The sequence below is a fragment of the Tabrizicola oligotrophica genome (genome assembly GCF_011008935.1).
Lineage (GTDB): Bacteria > Pseudomonadota > Alphaproteobacteria > Rhodobacterales > Rhodobacteraceae > Tabrizicola_A > Tabrizicola_A oligotrophica.
On sequence record NZ_JAAIVJ010000012.1, the window covers coordinates 24,584 to 44,973 of the forward strand.

The following is a 20,390-nucleotide window of genomic DNA, read 5'->3' on the forward strand; positions in this document are numbered from 1 at the left end:
CCGTTCAGGCTTTGCGGTCGCGTCGCAGGACCAACTGCGCGGTGATGAGCAGGATCAGCGATACCGCCAGAACCATGCTGCCGATGGCATTGATTTCCGGCGTGACCCCGCGGCGGATCGACGAGAACACATAGATCGGCAGCGTGGTCTGCGACCCGGCGACAAAGAAGGCGATGATGAAATCGTCAAAGCTGAAGGTGAAGGCCAGCAGGAAACCCGCCAGGATGCCGGGAAAGATTTGCGGCAAGGTGACTTGGCGGAAGGTTCCCCAGGGCGTTGCACCAAGGTCGGCAGAGGCCTCGATCAGGCTGCGGTCCATGCCGGCAATGCGGGCGCGCACGATGATGATGACCAGCGCCATCGAAAACAGCCCATGCGCCGCGATCAGCGAGCCATATCCCAGAGACAGCTGCGGAGCGGCGTCAGCCACTGGCCACAGCGCCGCCAGCGTCGGGTTCAGCCAGTCGAACACTGTCACCAGCGCGATCAGCGTGGCAATGCCGATCACGATTCCCGGCACCATCACCGCGACATAGATCAGCGCATCGAAGGCCACCCGCAGCCGCCCCTTCACCGATTGCAACGCCAGCGCCGCCATGGTTCCAAAGACGGTCGCCAGCAGCGCCGAGACGGCGGCCACGATCAGGCTGGTCTGGAAGGCTTCGGTGACAAAGGGATTTCCCAGCGCCTTGCCATACCATTGCAGCGAAAAGCCGGTGAACTGGCTGGCGTGCTTTCCCGCGTTGAACGAAAACAGCGCGATGATCCCGATCGGGATGTAAAGGAACAGATAGACGGCCAGTGCATAGATCCGCATCGCGCCCTCACATCAATGACACGTCATCACGGCCACCGGCCCAGCGCCGGGTCGCCCGCATATAGGCGGTGACGGTGACCAGCATCACCAGCACAAGGGCGACCGCTACTGCCGATCCGAAAGCCCAGTTGCGCGATTGCAGGAACAGGTCGACCAGCGCATTGCCGACAAAGAACACCTTGCCGCCGCCCAGCATCGCCGGGATCAGGAATTCCCCCATCAGCAGGATGAACACCAGCATGCAGCCGGTTGCCACGCCTGCCATCGACAGCGGCAAGGTCACGTTCAGAAAAGTCCGCGCCGGCGGGCAGCCCAGATCGCTGGAGGCTTCAAGCAGGCGTTTGTCCAACCTTTCAAGGCTGACATAGATCGGGAACACCATCAGCGGCAGGTAGCCATAGACGATGCCCACCAGCACCGCGAAGGGCGTGTTGATCAGCCGCGGATTGCCAAGGCCCAGACTGTCCAGCAGCGCCGGCAGACCCTGCCCGCCCAAAAGGAAGATCCACGCATAGCTGCGGATCAGGATCGAGGTCCAGAACGGCACGATCACCAGGATCAGGAGCAGGGTTTTCCATCTGTCACCCGCCCGGATCGCCAGGAAATAGGCAAGCGGATAGGCGATCAGCAGGCAGGCGAGGGTTCCGACCGGCGCAAGCACCAGCGTATTCTTGAACGCCGCCCAGCGCGTGCCGAGGTTGAGGAAGTTGTCAAAGGTGAAAGCGGGAACATAGCCGCCGGCCGGCCCCCGCTCGCCAAAGGAAAAGACGAAGACGACCACGAGCGGCAGCACCAGCATGCAAAGGAACCATGCCCCTGCAGGAAGCAGAAATAGCGCTGTCCGGTATCGTGGCCGCATCATCGCCCCCTTACGCCGACTTGAAGCGCGCCATCAGCTCCGCGCGGCCCGGGTCGGTCAACGTCACCGCCGCGCCAAATTCCAGCGGGCTGAGCAGGTCGGCCGCCGGATACATGATCGGGTCGTTCAGGATTTCCGGCGGCAAAAGCGCATCGACGCGCTTGTCGGCCACCGGGTAGCCATGGAACAGCACTTCCTTCACATTCACCGCCGGATCCAGCAGGTAGTTGATCAGCGCATAGGCCGCGTCCAGATGCGGTGCGCCTTTCGGAATGGCCAGAAAGTCCGACCACAGCTCGCCCCCTTCGCTGCCCAGAACATATTCGATCTCGGGGATGTCGCGGTGCAACTGCTTGCCGTCGCCTGTCCAGCACATCGTCATCCAGGCATCGCCCGACCGCATCGAGGGCTGGTAATCGGAATTGATGGCAAAGAGGTGCGGCTTGACCTCGAGAAGCAGCTTTTCGGCATCGGCCAGTTCCTTCGGGTCAATCGAATTGAAGGAATAGCCGAAGTATTTCAGCGCATTGCCAATGGTGGTGAGCTGATAGTCATGTACCATGGTGCGGCCCGAGAATTCGGCCCTGGTGATGTCCCAGAACTCTTTCCACGAGGTTAGCTTCTTGCCGCCGGTCTGCGCCGTGTTCACCGCATAGCCGGTGGTGCCCCAGTTGCGCGACACGGCATAGACCACGCCGTCCACAGTTCCCGGCTCGGCAAAGCGCGGGTCGAAGGAGGCAAGATCGTAGTTCGGGATCCGCGACAGATCCAGCGCCTCGATCAGGTCTTCCGCGACATAGGTGCTGATGGTGTAGTTCGTCGGCACGAACACATCCCAGCCCGAGCCCCCCGCCTGCAGCTTGGCCAGCATTTCCTCGTTCGAACCAAAGACGCTCAGGTCCACCGCGGCACCTGTCGCCGTCTGGAAGGCCTCGAAGTTGGCCGGGTCGTGGTAGTTCGGCCAGCTTGCCAGTACCACCCTGTCACCGATGTCCGCTTGCGCCCAGGCCGCGCCGCGCAGGCCCGGCACTGCCGAACCCAGAACAGTGGTCGCCAGTCCAAGCCCCGTCACACCCAGAAAATGCCGGCGCGTGACCGAGCCTTTCCTGTAGCGCATCAGTTCTGCGATAAACATTTCCCGCGAGATTGTGTCATTCCGGTCTGTCATGGTCATTCTCCCAGTTGTCTTGTTGTTGTCAGTCATCGGCAAGGATCAGCGCCGCGCCGTCTTGCCACCCCGCAAAGGCCTTGTCGCCCGGCTCAAACCCGCCCTCGGTGGATTCGGCCTGCCGCGACACCAGCACCTGAAACGCGCCCAGATCGGCGTTCTTCACCAGATATTCGGTATGCTCCCCTAGAAAGATCCGGGTCTCGACCTGCACTGGCAGGCTGATGCCCTCACCCGGTTGCCGAGTCAGGCTGATCTGTTCGGGCCGCAAGCTGGCCCAGGCCGCCTGCCCGGCGATCAGGCTTTGCGTCGGGCGTCCGGCCAGACGGTGGCCCGTCGCGGTCAGACTGCCGCCGCCGGCATCGACCGTGCCCGCGAAAAAGTTCGATTTCCCAACAAAATCCGCCACATAGCGGTTCTTTGGCCGGTCATAGAGATCGCGCGGACTGCCGATCTGCACGATCTTGCCACCGCGCATGATGCAGATGCGGTCGCTCATCGACAGCGCCTCTTCCTGATCATGCGTCACCAAGACGAACGTGATGCCAAGGCTGCGCTGCAAGGACTGCAATTCGATCTGCATGTCCCGGCGCAGCTTCTTGTCCAGGGCCGCCATCGGCTCGTCCAGAAGCAGAAGCTTCGGCTGATTGATGATTGCCCGCGCCAAGGCCACCCGCTGTTGCTGTCCGCCCGACATTTCCCAGATCCGGCGCGGCCCGAAACCCTGCAGGCGGACCGTCTCCAGCGCCTTGTCGACCGCCTTGGCGATGTCGGCCGTCGATGGGCGGGGCCGCTGTTGGCGCAGGCCGTAGCCGATGTTTTCGGCCACTGTCAGGTGCGGAAACAGCGCGTAATGCTGGAACACCATGTTCACCGGACGGCGATAGGCGGGCAGGTCATTGACCACCTGCCCATCCAGCAAGACCTGCCCGGAACTCGGCGGCTCGAACCCTGCCAGCATCCGCAGCGCCGTGGTCTTGCCGCAACCGGACGGGCCAAGAAACGACAGGAACTCTCCGCGTTCGATCGACAGGTTCAGATCATCGGCCGCCAGAACCGCGCCGAACCGCTTCGAGGCGGAGCGCAGTTCGGCGATCGGGGCGTCAGTCAGGGTCGGGTTGCTTTTCATCCGTCAGCACATATGCTTGATCTCGGGTCAAAGCGTAAGAAAGGGGCCGTTTGCTGTATATATCACAAATTGCATATATGCTCAAAACAGACGTGCGCCATGCGTGAGATGGCATGGATGCCGCTGATCGGCGCGGCGATCTCCGCGATCGGAACGCCCGACCTGCCAGCCGCACTCGCCGCTTTGTTGCGGGCCGCGGCGCCCTACACCTATACGGTGATCTTCGGCTATCACGGCACAGCCCGGCCGCTGGATTTGTTCGACGACTTCCCGGACGAAAAGCGCAAGGTCTTCGTCACCGACTATCAGGACGGCCCCTATCTTCTGGACCCGTTCTTTCTTGCCGCGAGCAGGCCAGTTGCCGCCGGGTTGTATCGCATCCGCGATCTGGCACCGGACCGCTTTTATCAGGGCGAATATTTCCGCAATTACTATGTGCAGACCGGTCTCGCCGAGGAAATCGCCTTCTTTGCCCCGCTTCGTGACGGGGCGACGGTGGTGCTGTCGATGATGCGGGACAAAAAAACCTTCTCAGCCCGCGACCTGCGCGCGCTGGAGCTGGCCCGCCCGGTGGTCGAAGCCTGCATCCGCCGTCATTGGGTCGATCTGGTGGACCGCTTCGCTGCGGCGCCGGCAAAGGGGCTGCCAGCGCAAAGCCAGATCGAGCAGTCCTTCCACAGCTTCGGGCAGGGCGTGTTGACCGGACGCGAACGCGAGATTGTCGAGTACACCCTGAAGGGCCATTCGGCCGAAGCGACAGGCCGCATTCTCGGCATCGCCCCCGGCACCGTCCGCATCCATCGCCGCAACGTCTATGCCAAGCTGAAGATCAGCTCTCAGGGCGAGTTGTTTTCGCAGTTCATTCAGGGCATCGGGGCGGCATGAGTTCGGGCGACAGCAGGCAATCTTCACGCACGGGAGCCGGTTCACAGGAAAGGGGGCCGGTCCTGCTGGTTGGTGCCTCCGGTCGGGTCGGGCGGCTTGTGGTGCATCACTGGCCCAAAAGCGTGCCGCTGCTGGCGTCGCAGCGCCGGCCGCCGATGCGGACGGACGGATTTCTTTGGTCACCACTTGATGGCCCCTCGGCACTTCTGGACCATCTCGCTCGTATCGGTGTGCAGCCATGTGCGCTGGTCATGTTGGTCGGGGTTACGCCCGCGCCGGGGATCAGCGAGGCAGAGCTTCAGGGAAATCAGGTGCTGGCGATGGCCTGTCTTGCCGCGGCGCAGACTGCCGGGATTCAACGGGTGCTGCTGGCCTCGTCTTCGGCGGTCTACGGCGTCGAAGCCAAGGGGCAACCCTTTGCCGAGACCGCCCTTCCCGCCCCGCTTTCGCCCTATGGCCGAGCGAAGCTGGCAATGGAGGCGGTGGCAGAGCCTTACCGGCAAGCCGGGCTTGATGTGGTGTCGCTGCGGATCGGCAATGTCGCCGGAGCGGACGCGCTGCTTCATCCGCTGACCGCAGCCCTGCGGACCTCCGGCCCGCGCACGCCCGTCAGGATTGATACCTTTGCCGACGGGCTTGGCCCCTTGCGGTCCTATATCGGGCCGCAGACCATGGCGCGGGTTCTGGCGAACCTCTCCCTTTTCCCCAGCCGCTTGCCCGAGGTTCTGAACCTTGCCGCCCCCGGCCCTGTCCGCATGGCAGCGCTGGCAACCGCCACCGGCTGGCCCTGCATGATGGTTCCGGCCCCCGCCACGGCGCATCAATCCATCACGCTGGACTGCAGCCGCCTTGCCCGGCTTTGCCCGATGGTGGAAAAAGACAGCGATCCCGCCGCCATGGTGGCGCAATGGAAGGCAACCCTGCCCGCATGACCCGTTCGAAACGCCTTCTTGACCTTGCGGTGGCGCTGGCCCTGTCGGTTCTGCTGGCCCCGGTCCTCCTTGCGCTGGCGCTGCTGGTCCTGCTCCTCGATGGCCGCCCGGTATTCTATGTCTCGGAGCGGATGAAAACCCCGACACAGGGCTTCCAGCTGGTCAAGTTTCGCACCATGCGAACCGACGCGGCGGACCGGGGGGTGACAGGGGCGGACAAGGCGGGGCGGATCACGCGGTTGGGAGCCTTCCTGCGCCGCACGCGGCTTGATGAATTGCCGCAGCTTTGGAACATCGTGAAGGGCGACATGTCCTTTGTCGGGCCACGCCCCCCGCTGAGACTTTACGTCGAGGATTACCCCAGGATCTACGGCCCCGTCCTGCGCTCGCGTCCCGGTCTGACCGGACTGGCGACGATCACCTATCACCGCCACGAACAAAGGCTTCTGGCTGCCAGCCGATCCGCCGAAGAAACCGAGGCGATCTATCGCCGCGCCTGCGTGCCACGCAAGGCCCGGCTGGACCTGATCTATCAGGCCCACCGCTCGCTTTGTTTCGACATCTGGCTCATGATCCGCACAGTGTTTCGCAAGCGCCGGACGCGGGGATAGGCAGGCTCGTTCTACCCTGACGCATGCTCCGAATTCGCGACGGCAGCGCAAGACCATGAGTTCGCATGCTGCCCGCTCAATCCATGAAAATCAGTCTCTACTCGCGTTGTTTCGGCGTCAGCAGCCGCTTCGGCCTGATGGCCTCGGCGGCCTTGAACAGGCTGAAGGTCTGGTTGACGTAGTTCACCACGCCGCCGATCTGCTCGAGATAGGTCTGCAGTTCCGGGGTCCGCTCGGCCTCGACCACCTGCACCGGGCGGTCGGGGCCTTCGCCCTCGAACTGGGCATAGAACAGCGGCTCGCCACGTTTCAGGATGATGTCCTTCTCCGGCTCGTGCCACTCGAAGGCCCACATCAACGGCCGCGGCCAGACCGAAATCGGGAAGCGGCCACCAAAGATCGTGCCGGGAAGCTGCTCCTTGCGGTAATGCATGAAGGCGGACAGCTGGGTGATGTAGACCAGCTCGTCGGCGATGAAACAGTAGGGCAGCGCAAGCTGGACCGTCGGCCGGTCGGGATAGCGCCACTCCGCCTCGTTCACCAGCGTCATCACCTCGCCCAGCTTGTTGGCGCGGATCGGGCTCGCTGTGCCCGCCCGGTTGATCAGCACCGCCTTGCCCTTGTCATCGCGGCCAAAGCCGATGTGGATGTCGAAGGGGCATCTGACCATGAAATACCGGCTTTCCAGCTGGATTACGCCGGGGCAGCGCCCGGCGCTCTTGGCATGCACCTTGTTGGTCTGCCGGAACGACACCCGTTCGGGCGGATCATACATCACCGCGCCCTTGTCCGATGTCAGGAACCAGCCCACCGTGATCGGGCCGGAATTGGGGCCGCCCTCCGGGCGCTCGACCGTGATGTTGAAATCCATGAAATGTCCCTCTTTATCCCGCCAGAGTCGCCGCGCACCCCGACCCTGTCAATGGCCGCGCGTTCTGGCAAATGATCCGGCCGCCGCATCGGGCTTGACTCGGCCTCCCTTGAGCCGCAAACCCCGGCAAATCTTGCCCGGAGGCCGAAATGTCCGATGACCGCCTGATCGTTGCCCTTGATGTGCCGAACGTGGTGCAGGGGCTGGAGTTGGCCTTCCGCCTTGGCGATGCCGTCAGTTTTTACAAGATCGGCCTTGGCATGCTCACCGGCGGCGGCTTTGCGCTGGCCAATGAGCTGAAGCAGGATCACGGCAAGCGGGTGTTTCTGGACATGAAGCTGTTCGACATTGGCGCCACGATCGAGGCGGCGGTGCGTGGCATTGCCCAATATGACCTCGACTTCCTCACCGTCCACGGCGACCCGCAGGTGGTGCGGGCGGCGCAGGAAGGCAAGCGTGGCACCAATCTGAAGATCCTCGCGGTGACGGTGCTGACCAGCCTTGACCGGGCGGATCTGGACGCCAACCTCATCAAGCCCGGCGACATTCACGACATCACGCTGGAACGTGCGGCCCGGGCGCTCGAGGCCGGGGCCGACGGGGTTATCGCCAGCCCGCAAGAGGCGGCAATGATCCGCGCCTTGCCGCAGGCGGCGGGCCGCCTGATCGTGACGCCGGGCGTGCGCCCGGCAGGCGCGGCGCTGGGCGACCAGAAACGGGTTGCCACCCCGGCTCAGGCGATTGCCGACGGGGCCGATCACATCGTCATCGGCCGCCCGATCTGGCAGGCGCCCGACCCGGCGGCGGCGGCGCGTGCTGTGGTGGCGGAGTTGGGCTGACCCGGACAGGCCACGTGACGCGCAGGCAGAAGCATACTGCCTTCTATGTGAAATCGCTCCAAGCCCGCTGGCTCGAACCAATTTCGTTCAGATGGAGGCCAAAATCTGGCATTCCACAGCAAAATTGGAGTGTGCCGTGCCATCGAAACCCGCTCCGTCTTCGTGCGACAGATTCAGGCATCTGCCTCGGCATCGCCAAATACCTAGCCGCCCATCTTCTTTTTGCCGCAAAGAGGCAAAGATGGCTGTTGGGGTCAGGCCTTTGGTAACGGGCCGGTTCAGTCAACTGGTTTTGGGCATGCAAGGCTGGCCGTCCGGGTGCGGTTTCGACATCGGTCGTTTTTTCCGTGGCGCCGTGGCTGCCGGCTTCGACTAAGATCACCCCGGGCACAAGCTTCGCTCCGTGGTCGGCGCGGTGGCCGCCAACATGATGCTGGTTCAATGCAATTCCGATGTGCGCATCCCATTGGCATGCTCGATATGGATCGGCAACAGTCCTGACCACGGCATCATCGGAACCGCGGACCTGGGGGACATCGAAGGCCTGCGATCAGGCAGGCGACGGATGTGCGTTCGGGTTGTCAGGCGGCATGAGGGGCTGGAATGTCAGACCGCAAGTCCGTGTCATCGACCCACATGCGGTGCAGGGTCACACTGATCCGGCGCGCCAGAGCGACCAAAGCCCGCTTGCCTCAGCGGCGACGGGCAACCTGAGTGGCCCATGCTCTCCGCCAGTCGCCCGCCTGCCATTCGTCTGGAATACAGACCACTGGACTGTTTTCTGACCCTCCTCATACATCATGACGGTGGCGGCCTGACACAGCGCACGGCGCAGGGTGACGTCGCCTGCTCTGGTTATCCCGCCCGAGACGTCGCGTTCGCCTGATTGGTTTCGCGACGGCGTAGTCGCTTGCCTGGCCTGCGGTCATGAAGAAGCGGATCGGGCGGCCATTGGCGCCGGTGACAGCATGCAGCTTGGGGTTCATGCCACCTTTGATCCGGCCGATCAGACGGCCTCTCTGGCCGCCGGGTCCCCCGTTTTCACCCGCAGGCCGGTCGCGTCGATCATCACCGTCTTGGGAACTGCAACCTCAGAGGCCAGGCCATCCATCATCCGGGCGAAGAGGCCCTTGTCGCTCCACCGTTTCCAGCGGTTGTCGAGGCTCTTGGCGGGACCATAGTCCTTGGGCGCACCACGCCACCGCAAGCCATTGCGATTGATGAAGAGTATTCCGCTCAGCACCCGCCGGTCATCGACGCGCGGCTTGCCATGGCTCTTCGGAAAGAAAGACTCGAGCCGCGCCATCTGCGTGTCCCTCAGCCAGAAACGGCGGCTCATCGTTCGGTCTCCTCGCGGAGGCTCAATCACGCCGCAAGCACAAGATCAATGGGGCCTGACCCTCGACACAGCAGCAACAATGCAACTGGCTTGCCGAACATCGTCAGCTCATTCAGTCGGTCGGAACGGTTGACAGGCAAACGACGCGGTTCGGAGCTGTGGCTGAACAATGCTGAAGGACATGCGCGGCCCAATGAAGCCTTGCGGCTTTCCGAAGGCCGTGCAGATACTCATAATTCGCATCGTTTAGCGTTTCACTTGTCGGCAAAGGACTACCAGTTGAAACTTGACCAGACTGATCGAGAGATCATCCGCGAGCTTCAGGAGGACGGCAGGCGGTCGCTGCGGGACATCGGCCGGACCCTGGGCATCGCCGAAGCCACGATCCGGCTGCGGACGAAGCGGCTGCATGACAGCGGTGTGTTGCAGATCGTGGCTTTTGCCGACCCAACCAAGATCGGCCCGGCCCAGCTGGCGCTGGTCTTCATCGAGACCGATCCCGGTGCCCATGACCGGATCATCGCCGAGATCCAGGACTGGCCCGAGATCAGCTATCTCTCCAGCACGATTGGCGACAGTGACATCTGCGCGCAATGCGTCAGCCGCGACCAGGAGGCGCTGTGGAACCTGCGGCAGCGCCTTGCCGCGCTGCCGGGCGTAAGGGCGATTCGCGTGGTGCCGGAAGTCCGGGTCCACAAGCTGCGCTTCACGACGCCGATGGAGAATGGAGGCAGTGAGGCAAGTTAAGGAAATCGCAGCACTTTCCATCGCGTTCTGCGCATTGCGCAGTTATTGAAGAAAAAACTGTTGACTTGCGCAGGCTCGCTTCCCAAGATGCGCCAAGACGTCGCACCCCCTGCGGCGCTGCATCTGCCCTTGGGAGACCCGCTATGCTTGATCTGTCTGTACCCGCTTTCCCCGATACCCGCCCGCCCCTGACCGGCCCGCGTCGCGACGCGGCGGAACGGGCGATGCGGCGGATGTGGTGGCCGGTGGCGCGGTCGGTCGATCTGGACCAGCCGCAACCGGCGCTGCTTCTGGGCGAACGTCTGGTCGTCTGGCGGACGGCCTCGGGGCAGGCGGTGGTGCAGTCGCGCCGCTGTCCGCATCGGGGCGGCGACATGACGCAAGGCAAGGTTCACGGCGAGGCGCTGGCCTGCCCTTACCACGGCTGGCAGTTCGGCGCGCAGGGCGGCTGCACCCATGTGCCCTCGCTGGACGATCAGGCGAAGCGGCCCGCGAAGGCGCGGCTGGACGCCTATCCGGTGCGGGAACAGTGGGGCCATGTCTGGACGGTGCTCGACGGTCCGGGGCTGGATTTCTACCATGTCCCGGTCTGGGAGGGGGTCGCGCTCGACTGGATGGCGGGCACGCCCTTGGACAGCACGACGGGCGTCGCGGTGGCCATCGAGAATTTCCGCGATGTCGCCCATTTCCCCTTTGTCCACGAGGCGACGATGGGTCCCTCGCCGCATGTGGTCGAGCCGTTGCAGGTGAAGCGGAACGGGCTGATGATCACGATGGACCGCCATCTTGATGCCGGGACCGGGGAATGGGCGGGCGACGGCGATTGCGAGATGCACTATCACTGCGCCGCCCCGGGGCTGGCCACGATCACCTACGACTATGGTGCCAAGGGCAGGCGTGTGGTGGCGGGTTTCCCGAGCCCGATGGAATACGACCATGTGATGATCTTCTGGGGCGTTGCAAACGAGCGCGGCTTCAAGGGGTCGAGCTTGGAACAGAACTGCGTGCTGGAAGAAGCCGTCTACCGCGAGGACCTGCCGATCGCCGGGGCGCTGGAGCCGCGCGAGGTGGATTGGGACGGGGCCTACGAGGAGCATTCGGTTCCGGCGGACCTCTTCACCCTGAATTACCGCCGCGCCTTCGGTGACTTCGTGGCGCTGGCCGAAAAGGCCGAGGAGCGGGCGTGATGCCGGACGGGGGCCAACTGATGCCGCTCCGCGAAGGCCAGGCGCTGATTGCCGTGCGGATCCTGTCCCTGCGCATCGAGGCGGAAGACGTGGTCTCGCTGACGCTGCGGGGCGTCGGCGGGGCGCTGCCGGGCTGGGAGCCGGGCGCGCATGTCGACTTGCACCTGCCCGGCGGGGTGATCCGGCAATATTCGCTGTGCGGTGAACCGGGGGCGGATTGGCGGATTGCCGTGCTGCGCCTGCCCGACGGACGGGGCGGATCGGTTGCGGTGCATGGTTTGCGGCTGGGCGAGGTGATCAGCGTCTCGGCCCCGCGCAACCATTTCCCGATGGTGGCCGCCGACCGGATGTTGTTCGTGGCCGGGGGCATCGGAGTCACCCCGATCCTGCCGATGGTCCGGCGGGCGGCGGCGATGGGCGTGGACTGGAGGCTGATCTATCTGGGCCGCAGCGCCGACCGGATGGCCTTTGCCGCCGAGGTGGCGGCGCTGGATCCGTTCCGGGTGTCACTTGTCCAGACCGACCGCGACGGGATGCCCGACGTTTCGACCTACCCGGCGCTTGCGGCGGACGGTGTCGTGCATGCCTGCGGGCCCTCGGGCCTGCTGACGGCGCTGGAGGCGGCCTTTGCCGCAGCGGGCCGTCCCGGCGACTTGCATCTGGAGCGGTTCGCGCCGGTGACAGTGACCCAGCCGGGCGACGGGATGGTGCGCCTGCACCTGGCACGGTCGGGCCGGTTCATCGACGTGGGGCCAGAGGTCAGCCTGCTGGAAGGCCTGCGCGCGGCAGGGGTGGATCACCCGAGCTCCTGCGAACAGGGCTTCTGCGGCACTTGCGAATGCCGGGTGCTGAAGGGCGTACCCGACCACCGCGACACGCTGCTGTCGGACGAGGAACGGGCACGGGGCGATGTGATGCTGCCCTGCGTGTCGCGAGCCAAGGGCAACGAACTGACACTTGACCTCTGACGGCGGGGCTAACCCCGCCGGGGTATTCCGGCCAACGGTTCATGCGCCCAGCATGACCCCCAGCACAAGGGAACAGGACCAGACATGAAGACGGGTTGGGTCAGCGGCAAGACGGCCATCGTGACGGGGGCGGCCAGCGGCATAGGTCGCGCCGTGGCCCTGCGCCTGGCCGAAGAGGGCGCGACGGTCTGGGCCGCGGACATCGACGCCGCCGGTCTTGCGACGCTGCCGGGCGTCACGACCGCGGTGCTGGATGCCCGCGAAGAGGCCGGCTGGGAGGTCTTGGTCGCCGACGTGCTGGCAAAGACCGGGCGGCTGGACATCCTGGCCAACTGCGCGGGAATCCAGTTGTCGAAGGGCCTTCTGGAAACCAGCCTCGACGATCTGCATCGGGTGCTGGGCGTGAACCTCGACTCGGTGTTCCTGGGCACCCGCACCGCCGTCCGCGCGATGCTGCCCCAGGGCGAGGGGTCGATCATCAACATCGCTTCGAACTATGCCAACATCGCCGACGGGCTGAACGCCGCCTATTGCGCCTCGAAGGCGGCCGTCGCGCATTTCACCAAGGCGGCGGCGCTGGACTGTGCCGGGCGCGGCACCCGCATCCGGGTGAACTCGGTCCACCCCGGCTGCATCGCCACCCCGATGCTGGAGCGCGAGATCGTCGATGTCGCCGCCCGGCGGGGCGATCCCGACACGTCGGCCGTGCGGGCGGAATGGAACCGGATGGCGCCCCTTGGCATCGGCACTGCCGAGCAGGTGGCCGATGCCGTGCTTTACCTTGCCTCCGACCGATCCGCCTATACCACCGGGGCCGAGCTGGTCCTGGATGGCGGCCACATCATCCGCTGAAACGACCCCGATCAGGGCCAACAGGAGAACGAAGATGACCCAAAGATTTCCCCGGACCGGCCCGCAGACCTCGGGCCTTCGCCTCACGCGGCGCGGCTTTCTGGCCGGAGCGGGCGGCATGGTCGCGCTGTCGGGCTTCGGCCTGCGCCCCGCAGTTGCCGGAGCGGGCGAAGTCGCCTTCCTGGGCTGGGAGGGCTATGATCTGGCCTTCAAGGCCGATGACCTTCTGAAGGCCGCGGGAACCAGCTACCAGCCGACTTACATCGCCGCTATCGAGGACATCATCACCAAGCTGTCGTCGGGCGGGATCGGGTCGGTCGACCTGACGACCTTCATCCATCAGTATGTCGGCTTCACCGCGATAAACGGGCTTCTCGACCCGATCGACGAAAGCCTGGTGCCGAACCTTGCCGGGATGCACCCGAAGTTCAAGGAGCTCGATGCGCTGTTGCGGGTGGACGGGGCGTTGTACGGCATTCCCTTCACCTATTCCTCGATCCCCCTGATGTACAACCCCGACAAGGTGGCCGAGCCGACCAGCTGGAAGGCGCTTCTGGATCCGGCGATGAAGGGCCGTGTCGTCGGCTTCCCGGATGTGATGAGCATGATCGTCACCTGGAGCCGCGTCGCCAACGAAGGCATCGCCGACCCGACCAAGATGACCCGCGAGCAGTTGGACAAGACGGTCGAGGCGATGATTGCGCTGAAAGCGAACAGCCGGTCGGTCCCGTCTAGCCTGGGCGAAATTTCCGACATGTTCGGCCGGGGCGAGATCGACATGGCCATGGGCTGGGAACCGATGATCAAATGGGTCGATGGCACCGGGGTCAAGCTGAAGATCGCCGCGCCGGTCGAGGGGACCTTCGCCTATTTCGACACGGTGAACATCGCCAAGGATGCCCCGAACCGCGAGCTTGACCATGCGCTGATCAACTGGGGTCTGTCGGCGGCAACGCAGAAGGGCTTTGCCGAAGCCAACATTCTTGGCATCGTGAACACCGAAGCGATGGGGCTGGTCAGCGACCCGATGACGTCCGAAATCTACGGCTTCAAGGACGTCGAGGGCTATTTCGCCAACAAGTTCCTGCCGGGCATGTTCCCGCTGGAAGCCGAAGGCGATCTGGTGACATGGGACGAGGTCCTCGCCGCCTTCGAAACCTACCAGCGGGCCTGATCCATGCAGGAGACCCCGCTTGCCTTTGCGAAGGGAGCCGTGCCCGTGGCCGCTCAACCCCTGGTCCGCCTGACGGGCCTGTCCAAGGAATACAACGGGGTCCCTGCCGTCTACCCGGCGGACCTGAGCTTTCAGGATGGCGACTTCCTTGCCATCCTGGGCCCGTCCGGCTGCGGCAAGACTACGCTTCTGCGGATGCTGGGCGGGTTCGTCGCACCAAGCGCCGGACGGATCGAGATCGATGGTCGCGACGTGACCGGCCTGCCGCCGGAAAAGCGGCCGACCAACATGGTGTTCCAGGGCTACGGCCTGTTCCCGCACATGACGGTGCGCCAGAATATCGGCTACGGGCTGCGGCTTCAGGGCGTGGCGCGGGCCGAGGTCGACGCCCGCGTCGAAGACATGATCCGCCTGACCCGTATGGAGGCCTTCGCCGACCGCCCGCCCGCCCGCCTGTCCGGCGGCCAGCAGCAGCGCGTGGCCCTGGCCCGGGCGCTGATCATGCGGCCGAAGGTCCTGCTCCTCGACGAGCCCTTTGCCGCGCTGGACCTGAAGTTGCGCCAGGCCCTGCAAGAAGAGCTTCGCGCCCTGCACGCGCAGATGGGCGGCACCTTCGTTTTCGTCACCCACGACCAGACCGAGGCGATGGCGCTCGCCAACCGCATCGTGGTGATGAACAGGGGCCGGGTCGAACAGATCGGCAGCGCCGAGGATATCTATCTGCGCCCCGCCAGCCGCTTCGTGGCCACCTTCGTCGGCGAGGCGAACCTGTTGCCCGGAACCCGCGCGGGCGGCACCGTGACCCGTCCCGGGGCTGATTGCCTTCGCGTCGTCCGGTGCCGACGGCAAGGTCGAAGTCGGCCTGCGCCCGGAACGGGTGCAGCTTGGGGCTGCGGCCGCAGGCTGCGCGCATCGCTTCACCGCCCAGGTCGCGGACCGCATGTTCCTGGGCGCGCAGGTGCAATACCGGCTGGCGCTTGGCGAGTGCCATCTTGTCGCGCATTCCGCCGATGCGGGCCTCGCTCCGGGGCAGGATGTCGAGGTCGGCTGGAATGCCGCCGATCATTGGGTGGTCGAGGCATGAGCGACATCCGTCCCTCGCTCTGGCGCGACCCGGCGCTGATGACCCCGGCCGCGGCCGTTCTGGGCCTGCTGTTCATCGCGCCGCTGGTGTGGTTCTTCGTCGTCTCGTTCTGGGAGGTGAAGCTCTTCAAGGTCGTACCCGGCGTTTCCTTGTCGAACTATGCCAGGGTGGCCGCCGATTACCTTGGGCCCATCGCCTTTACCGCCGCTATCAGCGCGGCCATCGCCGTGGTCACCACGGTGCTCGCCTTTGTCGTGGCGCACCTGATCTGGACGCGCGCGGGCCTCCTGGGCGCCTTCCTTCTTGGCGCCACGCTTCTTACCCTGTTCGGCGGCTACCTGGTGAAGATCTACGCCTGGCGCACCATCCTGGGGCGCGAGGGGATCATCAATTCTTCGCTGGTGGGACTGGGCGTGATCGACCAACCCATCGACGCGCTGCTCTATTCCCCCACTGCCGTTGCGCTGGTGCTGACGAGCTATCTCCTCCCCTTCGCCATCCTGCCGCTCTACGGCGCGTTGCGCGCCATCGACCCGGTCAGCCTGGAGGCCGCCCGCGACCTTGGCGCCTCGCCCTATGCCGTCCTGCGCGATGGGGTGCTGCCGCTTTGCGTGCCCGCGCTGATCACCAGTTTTGCGCTCTGTTTCCTGGTGACGGCGGGCGACTACGTGACCCCGCGCCTGGTAGGCGGCACGCAGGTGCTGATGATGGGCAATTTCATCGAAAGCCAGTTCGGCCTGCGGATGAACGTGCCCCTGGGCGCCGCGATGACCTTCACCACACTTGTCACGTCGACCGCGGTCATCATCGCCGCATGGGCGGGACTGCGTCACCTTCTGAGGGCAAAATGATGCGCCACTTTACCACCGGCCTTGGCCTGATCATCACCGCCTTCATGACCTTGCCCCTTCTCCTTGTCATCCTTTTCTCCTTCGGCACCAGCGTCGTGATGACGTTTCCGATCCCGGGCTTCACGCTGGACTGGTATCGCGCTCTTCTGGCGCGGGACGAATTTGCGGGCGCCTTGCGGAATAGCCTGGTCATCACCGCTTCGGTCGGTCTGGGCGCGACCGCCATCGGCACCCTGGCCGCCATGGTCATCGCCCGGATGCGGCCGAGGCGATCTGCCACGGCGATGTTCCTCTTCGGTCTGCCGATGATGATGCCGCCCCTGGTGCTGGCACTGGCGATCCTTGCCTTCTTTTCGACCATCGGGATGAAGCTGAGCCTGGCAACCGTGATCCTGGCCCATCTGACCTTCACCCTGCCCTTCGTGATCCTGATCGTCTCGGCCCGCCTGCGCGACCTCAACCCCGCCATGGCCGATTCTGCGCGCGATCTGGGTGCCAGCCCCTTCACCGTCTTCCGCACCGTCACCTTCCCGCTGATCCGCCCGACCCTCTTCGGTGCTGCCCTGATCGCGATGAGCCTTTCGCTGGATGACTTCATCATCACCTTCTTCCTGATCGGCGGTGGCAATACTCTGCCGACACTGGTCTGGGGCATGCTCCGCACCGGGATCGACCCGCAGGTGAATGCACTGGGAACGCTGATCCTTCTGTTCACCATCGGCACCGCGGCCGTCGCGCTGCGGCTGACCCGGTTCCGCGGATGATCCGGGCGCAGATCCCGGTTCCGGCCGCGCCGCCGGTCATGGGCCTGCACCCCGGCGATGCGGCGGCGGTGATCCGCGCGCTTGGCACGGCGGATTTCTTCCCGGCGCTGCGGGCGATGATCCGGGCGCAGGTTCATATCGACAATCTGGTCGCCCTCGCCTTCGCCCGTGACCGGGGACCCCTGATCCTGCACCAGTGGTCGCCGCAGGAGCCGAACTATTTCCAGCTTCTCTACGGCAAGGGCGCCTATCAGCTGGACCCGTTCTACCTTGCCAGCCTCGACCCCCGGCGGATGGGGGCGCATCGCCTCTGCGACATCGCGCCTGACAGTTTCGCCACCTCGGACTATTGCCGGTCCTATTACCAGAAGGTCGAGATCATCGACGAGATCGGTCTTCTGCACCCCATCGACGACCGGGCCGTCCTGCACCTGTCGCTGGGTCGCCGCAGCAATTCGCAGCCCTATACGCGGGCCGACCTGATGGCGCTGCGGCACCTGGAACCGGCCCTTTCGGCGCTGTTGAAACAGCACAGCGAGCGGGCGGTGGCGGGCTGGCTAGACCGCCGGGACGAACCGGCAGGGACCGGCGCCACCCGCGACTGGCTGGCCGCCTTCGGCGTGACCGTGCGCGAGGCCGAGATCGCCGACCTGGTGCTGCGCGGCCATTCCAACGGTTCGGCCGGCGCGGTCCTGGGGATCAGCGGCGAGACGGTGAAGGTCCACCGCAAGAACCTTTATGCGAAACTCCGCATCTCCTCGCAGTCCGAGCTTTATATGATGTTCATCGACCGGATGCTGCCCAAGGGCTGACCGTCACAGGTTCCAGCCACAGCTGCACGGCCCGCCTTCATGGACATGCAGATCCCCGGCCGCAAGGTTCAGCCGCACCGTCGCCAGTGTCTCGTACTGGTCGTCCGGGTCGCCCGGTAGCGGGTGACAGCACAGCGCCGAATCCGCCCCCATGTGGCAGTTGAGCGCGTCCAGTACCTGTGCTGCCGAGCTGGCTCCGGTCAGACGGCGGGACAGCATGGCATGGCGCAGCAGCGTGTCGGGGAAGGCCGCTGGCTCGGTGTCCTGCCGCGCGGGGCGCGGATCAAGGAAATGGTTGGTATGGACCAGAAGCCCGTCGCGCGACGGCAGCACATGGCCCGGCCCGCCCGGGTGAAGTTCCACCGTGATCGCGGCCGACCGCCCGTGCTCCCAGGCCGACAGGTTCAGCGAGGATGAAGCCGAAACCTGTGCCGTCCCCAGCAGCTGCGCCGCGTCATGCAGGTCGCGCCCCAGATCCAGCGCCGCCCGCGCCGCGACATGCACGGGCACGCCGATGCCATGGCCGTCGGCTTCGTGGTGCAGGATGGTGAACAGAAGCCCCAGGCCCCGTGTGTTCAGCCCCGCCTTCCCGACGATGCCGTACTCCGTCATGGTCTTGGTGGTGGTGCCGTCTTCCAGCGGAATCTCCCACACCAGCCAGTTCTGCCGAAAGCGGTGATACCAGTCCCAGGTCTGTATCGCGACGGGCGGTCCTTCGGGGGGAAGGGCGATGACCGCCGAACACTCCCCCCGGGTCGAGGCTTTCAGCGCCGCCAGAATCTCGGTCCGCGCGTTGATCGCGCCGATGAGCGCCAGGTCGATCCCCGATCCTTCCGCCATCCCCCGCAGTTCGGCGGCCAGATGCGGGGCAAAACTTTCCGTCGCCGCCAGTGCTGCGCGGCCGGCGGGTTTGGGGTCATGACCGGGCACCACCGCCTCCCACATCGCGCGGTATCCGGCGATGGTGGCGGCGATCTTCTCGCCATGAACGCGGCCGAAATCATGCCCGCGTGCTTGCGGATCGGTCAGCGTCGAACGGTAGACCCTGGTCATGCCCGCCGCCCGCACGCCATCTGCGCCTGCGGCGCCCCCGAGGCCGCCCAAGCCGCAAGCGGGTTCTTCGCCCGCCAGCCATCGACATAATTCCCCATCGTGGTGAACACTCCCCCGTTCGCCTTGATATGCCGGATCAGACGGTCGAGCATCAGCATCCGATGCCCCCGGCCAATCACCTGCGGGTGCATGGTGATCGACCACAGCCCCTCAGGCGTGACCTGACTGGCATAGGTGAACTCATCCCGCCAGATCTCCTCGACCTTCGACGGCGCGGAAAGTCCCTGCGTGTCGTTGTCGACGAATTCGAAATGGGGAAAGTCGTCCATCACCCAGGCGACGGGCAATTCCACCACGTCGACATTCCGCCCGAAGACATAGGGTGAGACGGTGTCGTAGCGGTCCCCCACCCGGGCGTAGTAAGGCACGAAGTCCGACCCCATCAGCGAAGAGTCGTAGGAAAACCCGTAGTCGAGCAGGATCTCCATCGTTCGTTCGGAAAAGTCCCAGGAGGGCGAGCGATAGCCCCGGGGCCGCGCCCCAACCGATGCATAGGCCTCGAACCCGCGGTCCATGTTGGCACGCTCCCCGGCCTCGTCGAACTTGGCCGGGTTTTCATGCACCCAGCCGTGGTGGCCGACCTCGTGCCCCTCGGCCACCACCCGGCGCACGATGTCGGGATAGGCGTGCACGGTATGTCCCGGGATGAAGAAGGTGGCCCGCAGGTCGTGGCCCTTCAGAAGGTCCAGGATGCGCGGCACCGCAACCGCGCCGAACTCCCCCCGCGAAATCATCGAGGGGTTCTTCGCGGCGTAGGAACCAAGCCAGACCGACATGGCGTCGAAGTCGAACGTCAGCGCGCAGGCAACCATGGCAGACCCCTCAAGTGGAATAGTCGAAATCGGTGGTGATGTGTTCCTTCAGGATCACCCAGCGCCCGCCGATCTTCTCCAGCGGGAAGGTGCAGTACTGGCGCAGCTTGTGGACCTCGCCGTTGGCCATCTCGCCACCGCCTCGCAGCACGAAGGACACACAGGCCACCGTGTCACCGATCCAGGCCTTGTAGGTCTCTTCCTCGCACTTGATCGCCCATTGCTTCATGTACTGCTTCACCATTGGGCCCCAGATGCCGGAATAGTCCTTGTGGCCGTTCAGGATCGACAGCTGGTGGCCGTAGTCGTCGATCACCTGCGCATCCTCGTGCAGGATCGGGGTGAAGCGGTCCAGGCTCCAGGGGTGGGTCGGATCGAAGGTCCAGCCCGCCAGCCAGGCATCCACGCAGGCCCGGACGCCTGCTTCGTCTTTCGCGGTCATATCCATGCTCCTGTTCCAGAAGGTGATGCCGCCAGACTGCCCCGGTGCCCTGCCTGGTCCCATACCCCGCCCGGGTTAGGCTGACCCCCGGCGGGGGTAGGGTTCGGGCCGGGCCACCGGGTCTAGACTGCGGC

Annotated in this window: 20 protein-coding genes and 2 pseudogenes; 12 read left to right on the plus strand and 10 right to left on the minus strand. The window is 65.0% G+C overall.

What is annotated here, in order from left to right; translation table 11 throughout:
* Positions 1 to 4: 4 nt before the first annotated feature.
* The 4 genes from G4Z14_RS15600 to G4Z14_RS15615 are packed head-to-tail and all read right to left on the minus strand — an operon-like array spanning position 5 to position 3,973.
* On the minus strand, positions 5 to 817 hold the full coding sequence (locus tag G4Z14_RS15600; protein WP_164627397.1) for an ABC transporter permease: 813 nt from the start codon (positions 815 to 817) through the stop codon (positions 5 to 7).
* 7 nt (positions 818 to 824) lie between these two features.
* Positions 825 to 1,676, minus strand: coding sequence for an ABC transporter permease (locus G4Z14_RS15605; protein ID WP_164627399.1), 852 nt, complete (start codon positions 1,674 to 1,676; stop codon positions 825 to 827).
* A 10-nt stretch (positions 1,677 to 1,686) separates the two neighbouring features.
* Positions 1,687 to 2,844, minus strand: a complete 1,158-nt coding sequence (locus G4Z14_RS15610) for an ABC transporter substrate-binding protein (protein WP_321573061.1) — start codon at positions 2,842 to 2,844, stop codon at positions 1,687 to 1,689.
* Positions 2,845 to 2,872: 28 nt separating this feature from the next.
* Complete coding sequence (locus G4Z14_RS15615; RefSeq protein WP_227751788.1) at positions 2,873 to 3,973, minus strand: ABC transporter ATP-binding protein; 1,101 nt, start codon at positions 3,971 to 3,973, stop codon at positions 2,873 to 2,875.
* A gap of 99 nt (positions 3,974 to 4,072) precedes the next feature.
* On the opposite strand from G4Z14_RS15615, the gene G4Z14_RS15620 reads away from it, so the two are divergent.
* Genes G4Z14_RS15620 through G4Z14_RS15630 form a run of 3 tightly spaced genes read left to right on the plus strand, consistent with a single transcriptional unit; the run spans position 4,073 to position 6,401 of the window.
* Complete coding sequence (locus tag G4Z14_RS15620; RefSeq protein WP_164627403.1) at positions 4,073 to 4,858, plus strand: helix-turn-helix transcriptional regulator; 786 nt, start codon at positions 4,073 to 4,075, stop codon at positions 4,856 to 4,858.
* Positions 4,855 to 5,790 (plus strand): NAD-dependent epimerase/dehydratase family protein, encoded by a 936-nt coding sequence (locus tag G4Z14_RS15625; RefSeq protein WP_164627405.1) that lies wholly within the window; start codon positions 4,855 to 4,857, stop codon positions 5,788 to 5,790. Before G4Z14_RS15620 ends, G4Z14_RS15625 begins: the two co-directional genes overlap by 4 nt.
* Positions 5,787 to 6,401, plus strand: coding sequence for a sugar transferase (locus tag G4Z14_RS15630; protein WP_164627406.1), 615 nt, complete (start codon positions 5,787 to 5,789; stop codon positions 6,399 to 6,401). The genes G4Z14_RS15625 and G4Z14_RS15630 overlap by 4 nt, the downstream gene beginning before the upstream one ends.
* Before the next feature lie 97 nt (positions 6,402 to 6,498).
* Here G4Z14_RS15630 and G4Z14_RS15635 read toward each other — a convergent pair whose 3' ends face one another.
* On the minus strand, positions 6,499 to 7,272 hold the full coding sequence (locus G4Z14_RS15635; RefSeq protein ID WP_164627408.1) for a hypothetical protein: 774 nt from the start codon (positions 7,270 to 7,272) through the stop codon (positions 6,499 to 6,501).
* Between the two features lie 149 nt (positions 7,273 to 7,421).
* Here G4Z14_RS15635 and pyrF point away from each other — a divergent pair, with 149 nt between their 5' ends.
* Positions 7,422 to 8,111, plus strand: coding sequence for an orotidine-5'-phosphate decarboxylase (pyrF, locus tag G4Z14_RS15640; RefSeq protein WP_164627410.1), 690 nt, complete (start codon positions 7,422 to 7,424; stop codon positions 8,109 to 8,111).
* Between the two features lie 581 nt (positions 8,112 to 8,692).
* Here the strand turns inward: pyrF and G4Z14_RS19235 are convergent.
* Positions 8,693 to 9,015, minus strand: a pseudogene (locus G4Z14_RS19235) (transposase); the annotation flags it as partial.
* Positions 9,005 to 9,450 (minus strand): annotated as a pseudogene (locus G4Z14_RS15650) (IS5 family transposase); the annotation flags it as partial. The pseudogenes G4Z14_RS15650 and G4Z14_RS19235, both read right to left, overlap by 11 nt.
* Positions 9,451 to 9,579: 129 nt before the next feature.
* Between G4Z14_RS15650 and G4Z14_RS15655 the strand changes: the two are divergent.
* The 8 genes from G4Z14_RS15655 to G4Z14_RS15695 all read left to right on the plus strand — a co-directional run bounded on the left by G4Z14_RS15655 (position 9,580) and on the right by G4Z14_RS15695 (position 17,889).
* Positions 9,580 to 10,197: an Lrp/AsnC family transcriptional regulator gene (locus G4Z14_RS15655; protein WP_227751789.1), complete on the plus strand. Its 618-nt coding sequence runs from the start codon at positions 9,580 to 9,582 to the stop codon at positions 10,195 to 10,197.
* 143 nt (positions 10,198 to 10,340) lie between these two features.
* Positions 10,341 to 11,384, plus strand: coding sequence for a Rieske 2Fe-2S domain-containing protein (locus G4Z14_RS15660; protein WP_227751790.1), 1,044 nt, complete (start codon positions 10,341 to 10,343; stop codon positions 11,382 to 11,384).
* Positions 11,384 to 12,352, plus strand: coding sequence for a PDR/VanB family oxidoreductase (locus tag G4Z14_RS15665; protein WP_227751791.1), 969 nt, complete (start codon positions 11,384 to 11,386; stop codon positions 12,350 to 12,352). The genes G4Z14_RS15660 and G4Z14_RS15665 overlap by 1 nt, the downstream gene beginning before the upstream one ends.
* A gap of 84 nt (positions 12,353 to 12,436) precedes the next feature.
* On the plus strand, positions 12,437 to 13,204 hold the full coding sequence (locus G4Z14_RS15670) for an SDR family NAD(P)-dependent oxidoreductase (RefSeq protein ID WP_164627414.1): 768 nt from the start codon (positions 12,437 to 12,439) through the stop codon (positions 13,202 to 13,204).
* A gap of 34 nt (positions 13,205 to 13,238) precedes the next feature.
* Positions 13,239 to 14,378 carry an ABC transporter substrate-binding protein gene (locus tag G4Z14_RS15675; RefSeq protein WP_164627416.1) on the plus strand — a complete coding sequence of 380 codons (1,140 nt, stop codon included), beginning with the start codon at positions 13,239 to 13,241 and terminating at the stop codon, positions 14,376 to 14,378.
* Between the two features lie 3 nt (positions 14,379 to 14,381).
* Positions 14,382 to 16,313 carry an ATP-binding cassette domain-containing protein gene (locus G4Z14_RS19290; RefSeq protein WP_265331869.1) on the plus strand — a complete coding sequence of 644 codons (1,932 nt, stop codon included), beginning with the start codon at positions 14,382 to 14,384 and terminating at the stop codon, positions 16,311 to 16,313.
* Positions 16,313 to 17,077 (plus strand): ABC transporter permease, encoded by a 765-nt coding sequence (locus G4Z14_RS15690; protein WP_164627418.1) that lies wholly within the window; start codon positions 16,313 to 16,315, stop codon positions 17,075 to 17,077. Before G4Z14_RS19290 ends, G4Z14_RS15690 begins: the two co-directional genes overlap by 1 nt.
* The gene (locus G4Z14_RS15695; protein WP_164627420.1) at positions 17,074 to 17,889 is read left to right on the plus strand and encodes a helix-turn-helix transcriptional regulator; all 816 of its coding nucleotides are present in this window, start codon (positions 17,074 to 17,076) and stop codon (positions 17,887 to 17,889) included. The genes G4Z14_RS15690 and G4Z14_RS15695 overlap by 4 nt, the downstream gene beginning before the upstream one ends.
* A 3-nt stretch (positions 17,890 to 17,892) precedes the next feature.
* Here G4Z14_RS15695 and G4Z14_RS15700 read toward each other — a convergent pair whose 3' ends face one another.
* The 3 genes from G4Z14_RS15700 to G4Z14_RS15710 are packed head-to-tail and all read right to left on the minus strand — an operon-like array spanning position 17,893 to position 20,256.
* Positions 17,893 to 18,942, minus strand: coding sequence for a C45 family autoproteolytic acyltransferase/hydolase (locus G4Z14_RS15700; RefSeq protein WP_164627422.1), 1,050 nt, complete (start codon positions 18,940 to 18,942; stop codon positions 17,893 to 17,895).
* Complete coding sequence (locus tag G4Z14_RS15705) at positions 18,939 to 19,814, minus strand: polysaccharide deacetylase family protein (protein WP_164627424.1); 876 nt, start codon at positions 19,812 to 19,814, stop codon at positions 18,939 to 18,941. Before G4Z14_RS15705 ends, G4Z14_RS15700 begins: the two co-directional genes overlap by 4 nt.
* Positions 19,815 to 19,824: 10 nt before the next feature.
* The gene (locus G4Z14_RS15710; protein ID WP_164627426.1) at positions 19,825 to 20,256 is read right to left on the minus strand and encodes a Cif family virulence factor; all 432 of its coding nucleotides are present in this window, start codon (positions 20,254 to 20,256) and stop codon (positions 19,825 to 19,827) included.
* Positions 20,257 to 20,390 lie beyond the last annotated feature (134 nt).

What these genes read in the sequence shown, in the direction of transcription:
- G4Z14_RS15600 (WP_164627397.1), bottom strand. Translation starts at nt 817, where the DNA reads ATGCGGATCTATGCACTGGCCGTCTATCTGTTCCTTTACATCCCGATC.
- G4Z14_RS15605 (WP_164627399.1), bottom strand. Translation starts at nt 1,676, where the DNA reads ATGCGGCCACGATACCGGACAGCGCTATTTCTGCTTCCTGCAGGGGCA.
- G4Z14_RS15610 (WP_321573061.1), bottom strand. Translation starts at nt 2,844, where the DNA reads ATGACAGACCGGAATGACACAATCTCGCGGGAAATGTTTATCGCAGAA.
- G4Z14_RS15615 (WP_227751788.1), bottom strand. Translation starts at nt 3,973, where the DNA reads ATGAAAAGCAACCCGACCCTGACTGACGCCCCGATCGCCGAACTGCGC.
- G4Z14_RS15620 (WP_164627403.1), top strand. Translation starts at nt 4,073, where the DNA reads ATGCGTGAGATGGCATGGATGCCGCTGATCGGCGCGGCGATCTCCGCG.
- G4Z14_RS15625 (WP_164627405.1), top strand. Translation starts at nt 4,855, where the DNA reads ATGAGTTCGGGCGACAGCAGGCAATCTTCACGCACGGGAGCCGGTTCA.
- G4Z14_RS15630 (WP_164627406.1), top strand. Translation starts at nt 5,787, where the DNA reads ATGACCCGTTCGAAACGCCTTCTTGACCTTGCGGTGGCGCTGGCCCTG.
- G4Z14_RS15635 (WP_164627408.1), bottom strand. Translation starts at nt 7,272, where the DNA reads ATGGATTTCAACATCACGGTCGAGCGCCCGGAGGGCGGCCCCAATTCC.
- pyrF (WP_164627410.1), top strand. Translation starts at nt 7,422, where the DNA reads ATGTCCGATGACCGCCTGATCGTTGCCCTTGATGTGCCGAACGTGGTG.
- G4Z14_RS15660 (WP_227751790.1), top strand. Translation starts at nt 10,341, where the DNA reads ATGCTTGATCTGTCTGTACCCGCTTTCCCCGATACCCGCCCGCCCCTG.
- G4Z14_RS15665 (WP_227751791.1), top strand. Translation starts at nt 11,384, where the DNA reads ATGCCGGACGGGGGCCAACTGATGCCGCTCCGCGAAGGCCAGGCGCTG.
- G4Z14_RS15670 (WP_164627414.1), top strand. Translation starts at nt 12,437, where the DNA reads ATGAAGACGGGTTGGGTCAGCGGCAAGACGGCCATCGTGACGGGGGCG.
- G4Z14_RS15675 (WP_164627416.1), top strand. Translation starts at nt 13,239, where the DNA reads ATGACCCAAAGATTTCCCCGGACCGGCCCGCAGACCTCGGGCCTTCGC.
- G4Z14_RS19290 (WP_265331869.1), top strand. Translation starts at nt 14,382, where the DNA reads ATGCAGGAGACCCCGCTTGCCTTTGCGAAGGGAGCCGTGCCCGTGGCC.
- G4Z14_RS15690 (WP_164627418.1), top strand. Translation starts at nt 16,313, where the DNA reads ATGCGCCACTTTACCACCGGCCTTGGCCTGATCATCACCGCCTTCATG.
- G4Z14_RS15695 (WP_164627420.1), top strand. Translation starts at nt 17,074, where the DNA reads ATGATCCGGGCGCAGATCCCGGTTCCGGCCGCGCCGCCGGTCATGGGC.
- G4Z14_RS15700 (WP_164627422.1), bottom strand. Translation starts at nt 18,942, where the DNA reads ATGACCAGGGTCTACCGTTCGACGCTGACCGATCCGCAAGCACGCGGG.
- G4Z14_RS15705 (WP_164627424.1), bottom strand. Translation starts at nt 19,814, where the DNA reads ATGGTTGCCTGCGCGCTGACGTTCGACTTCGACGCCATGTCGGTCTGG.
- G4Z14_RS15710 (WP_164627426.1), bottom strand. Translation starts at nt 20,256, where the DNA reads ATGACCGCGAAAGACGAAGCAGGCGTCCGGGCCTGCGTGGATGCCTGG.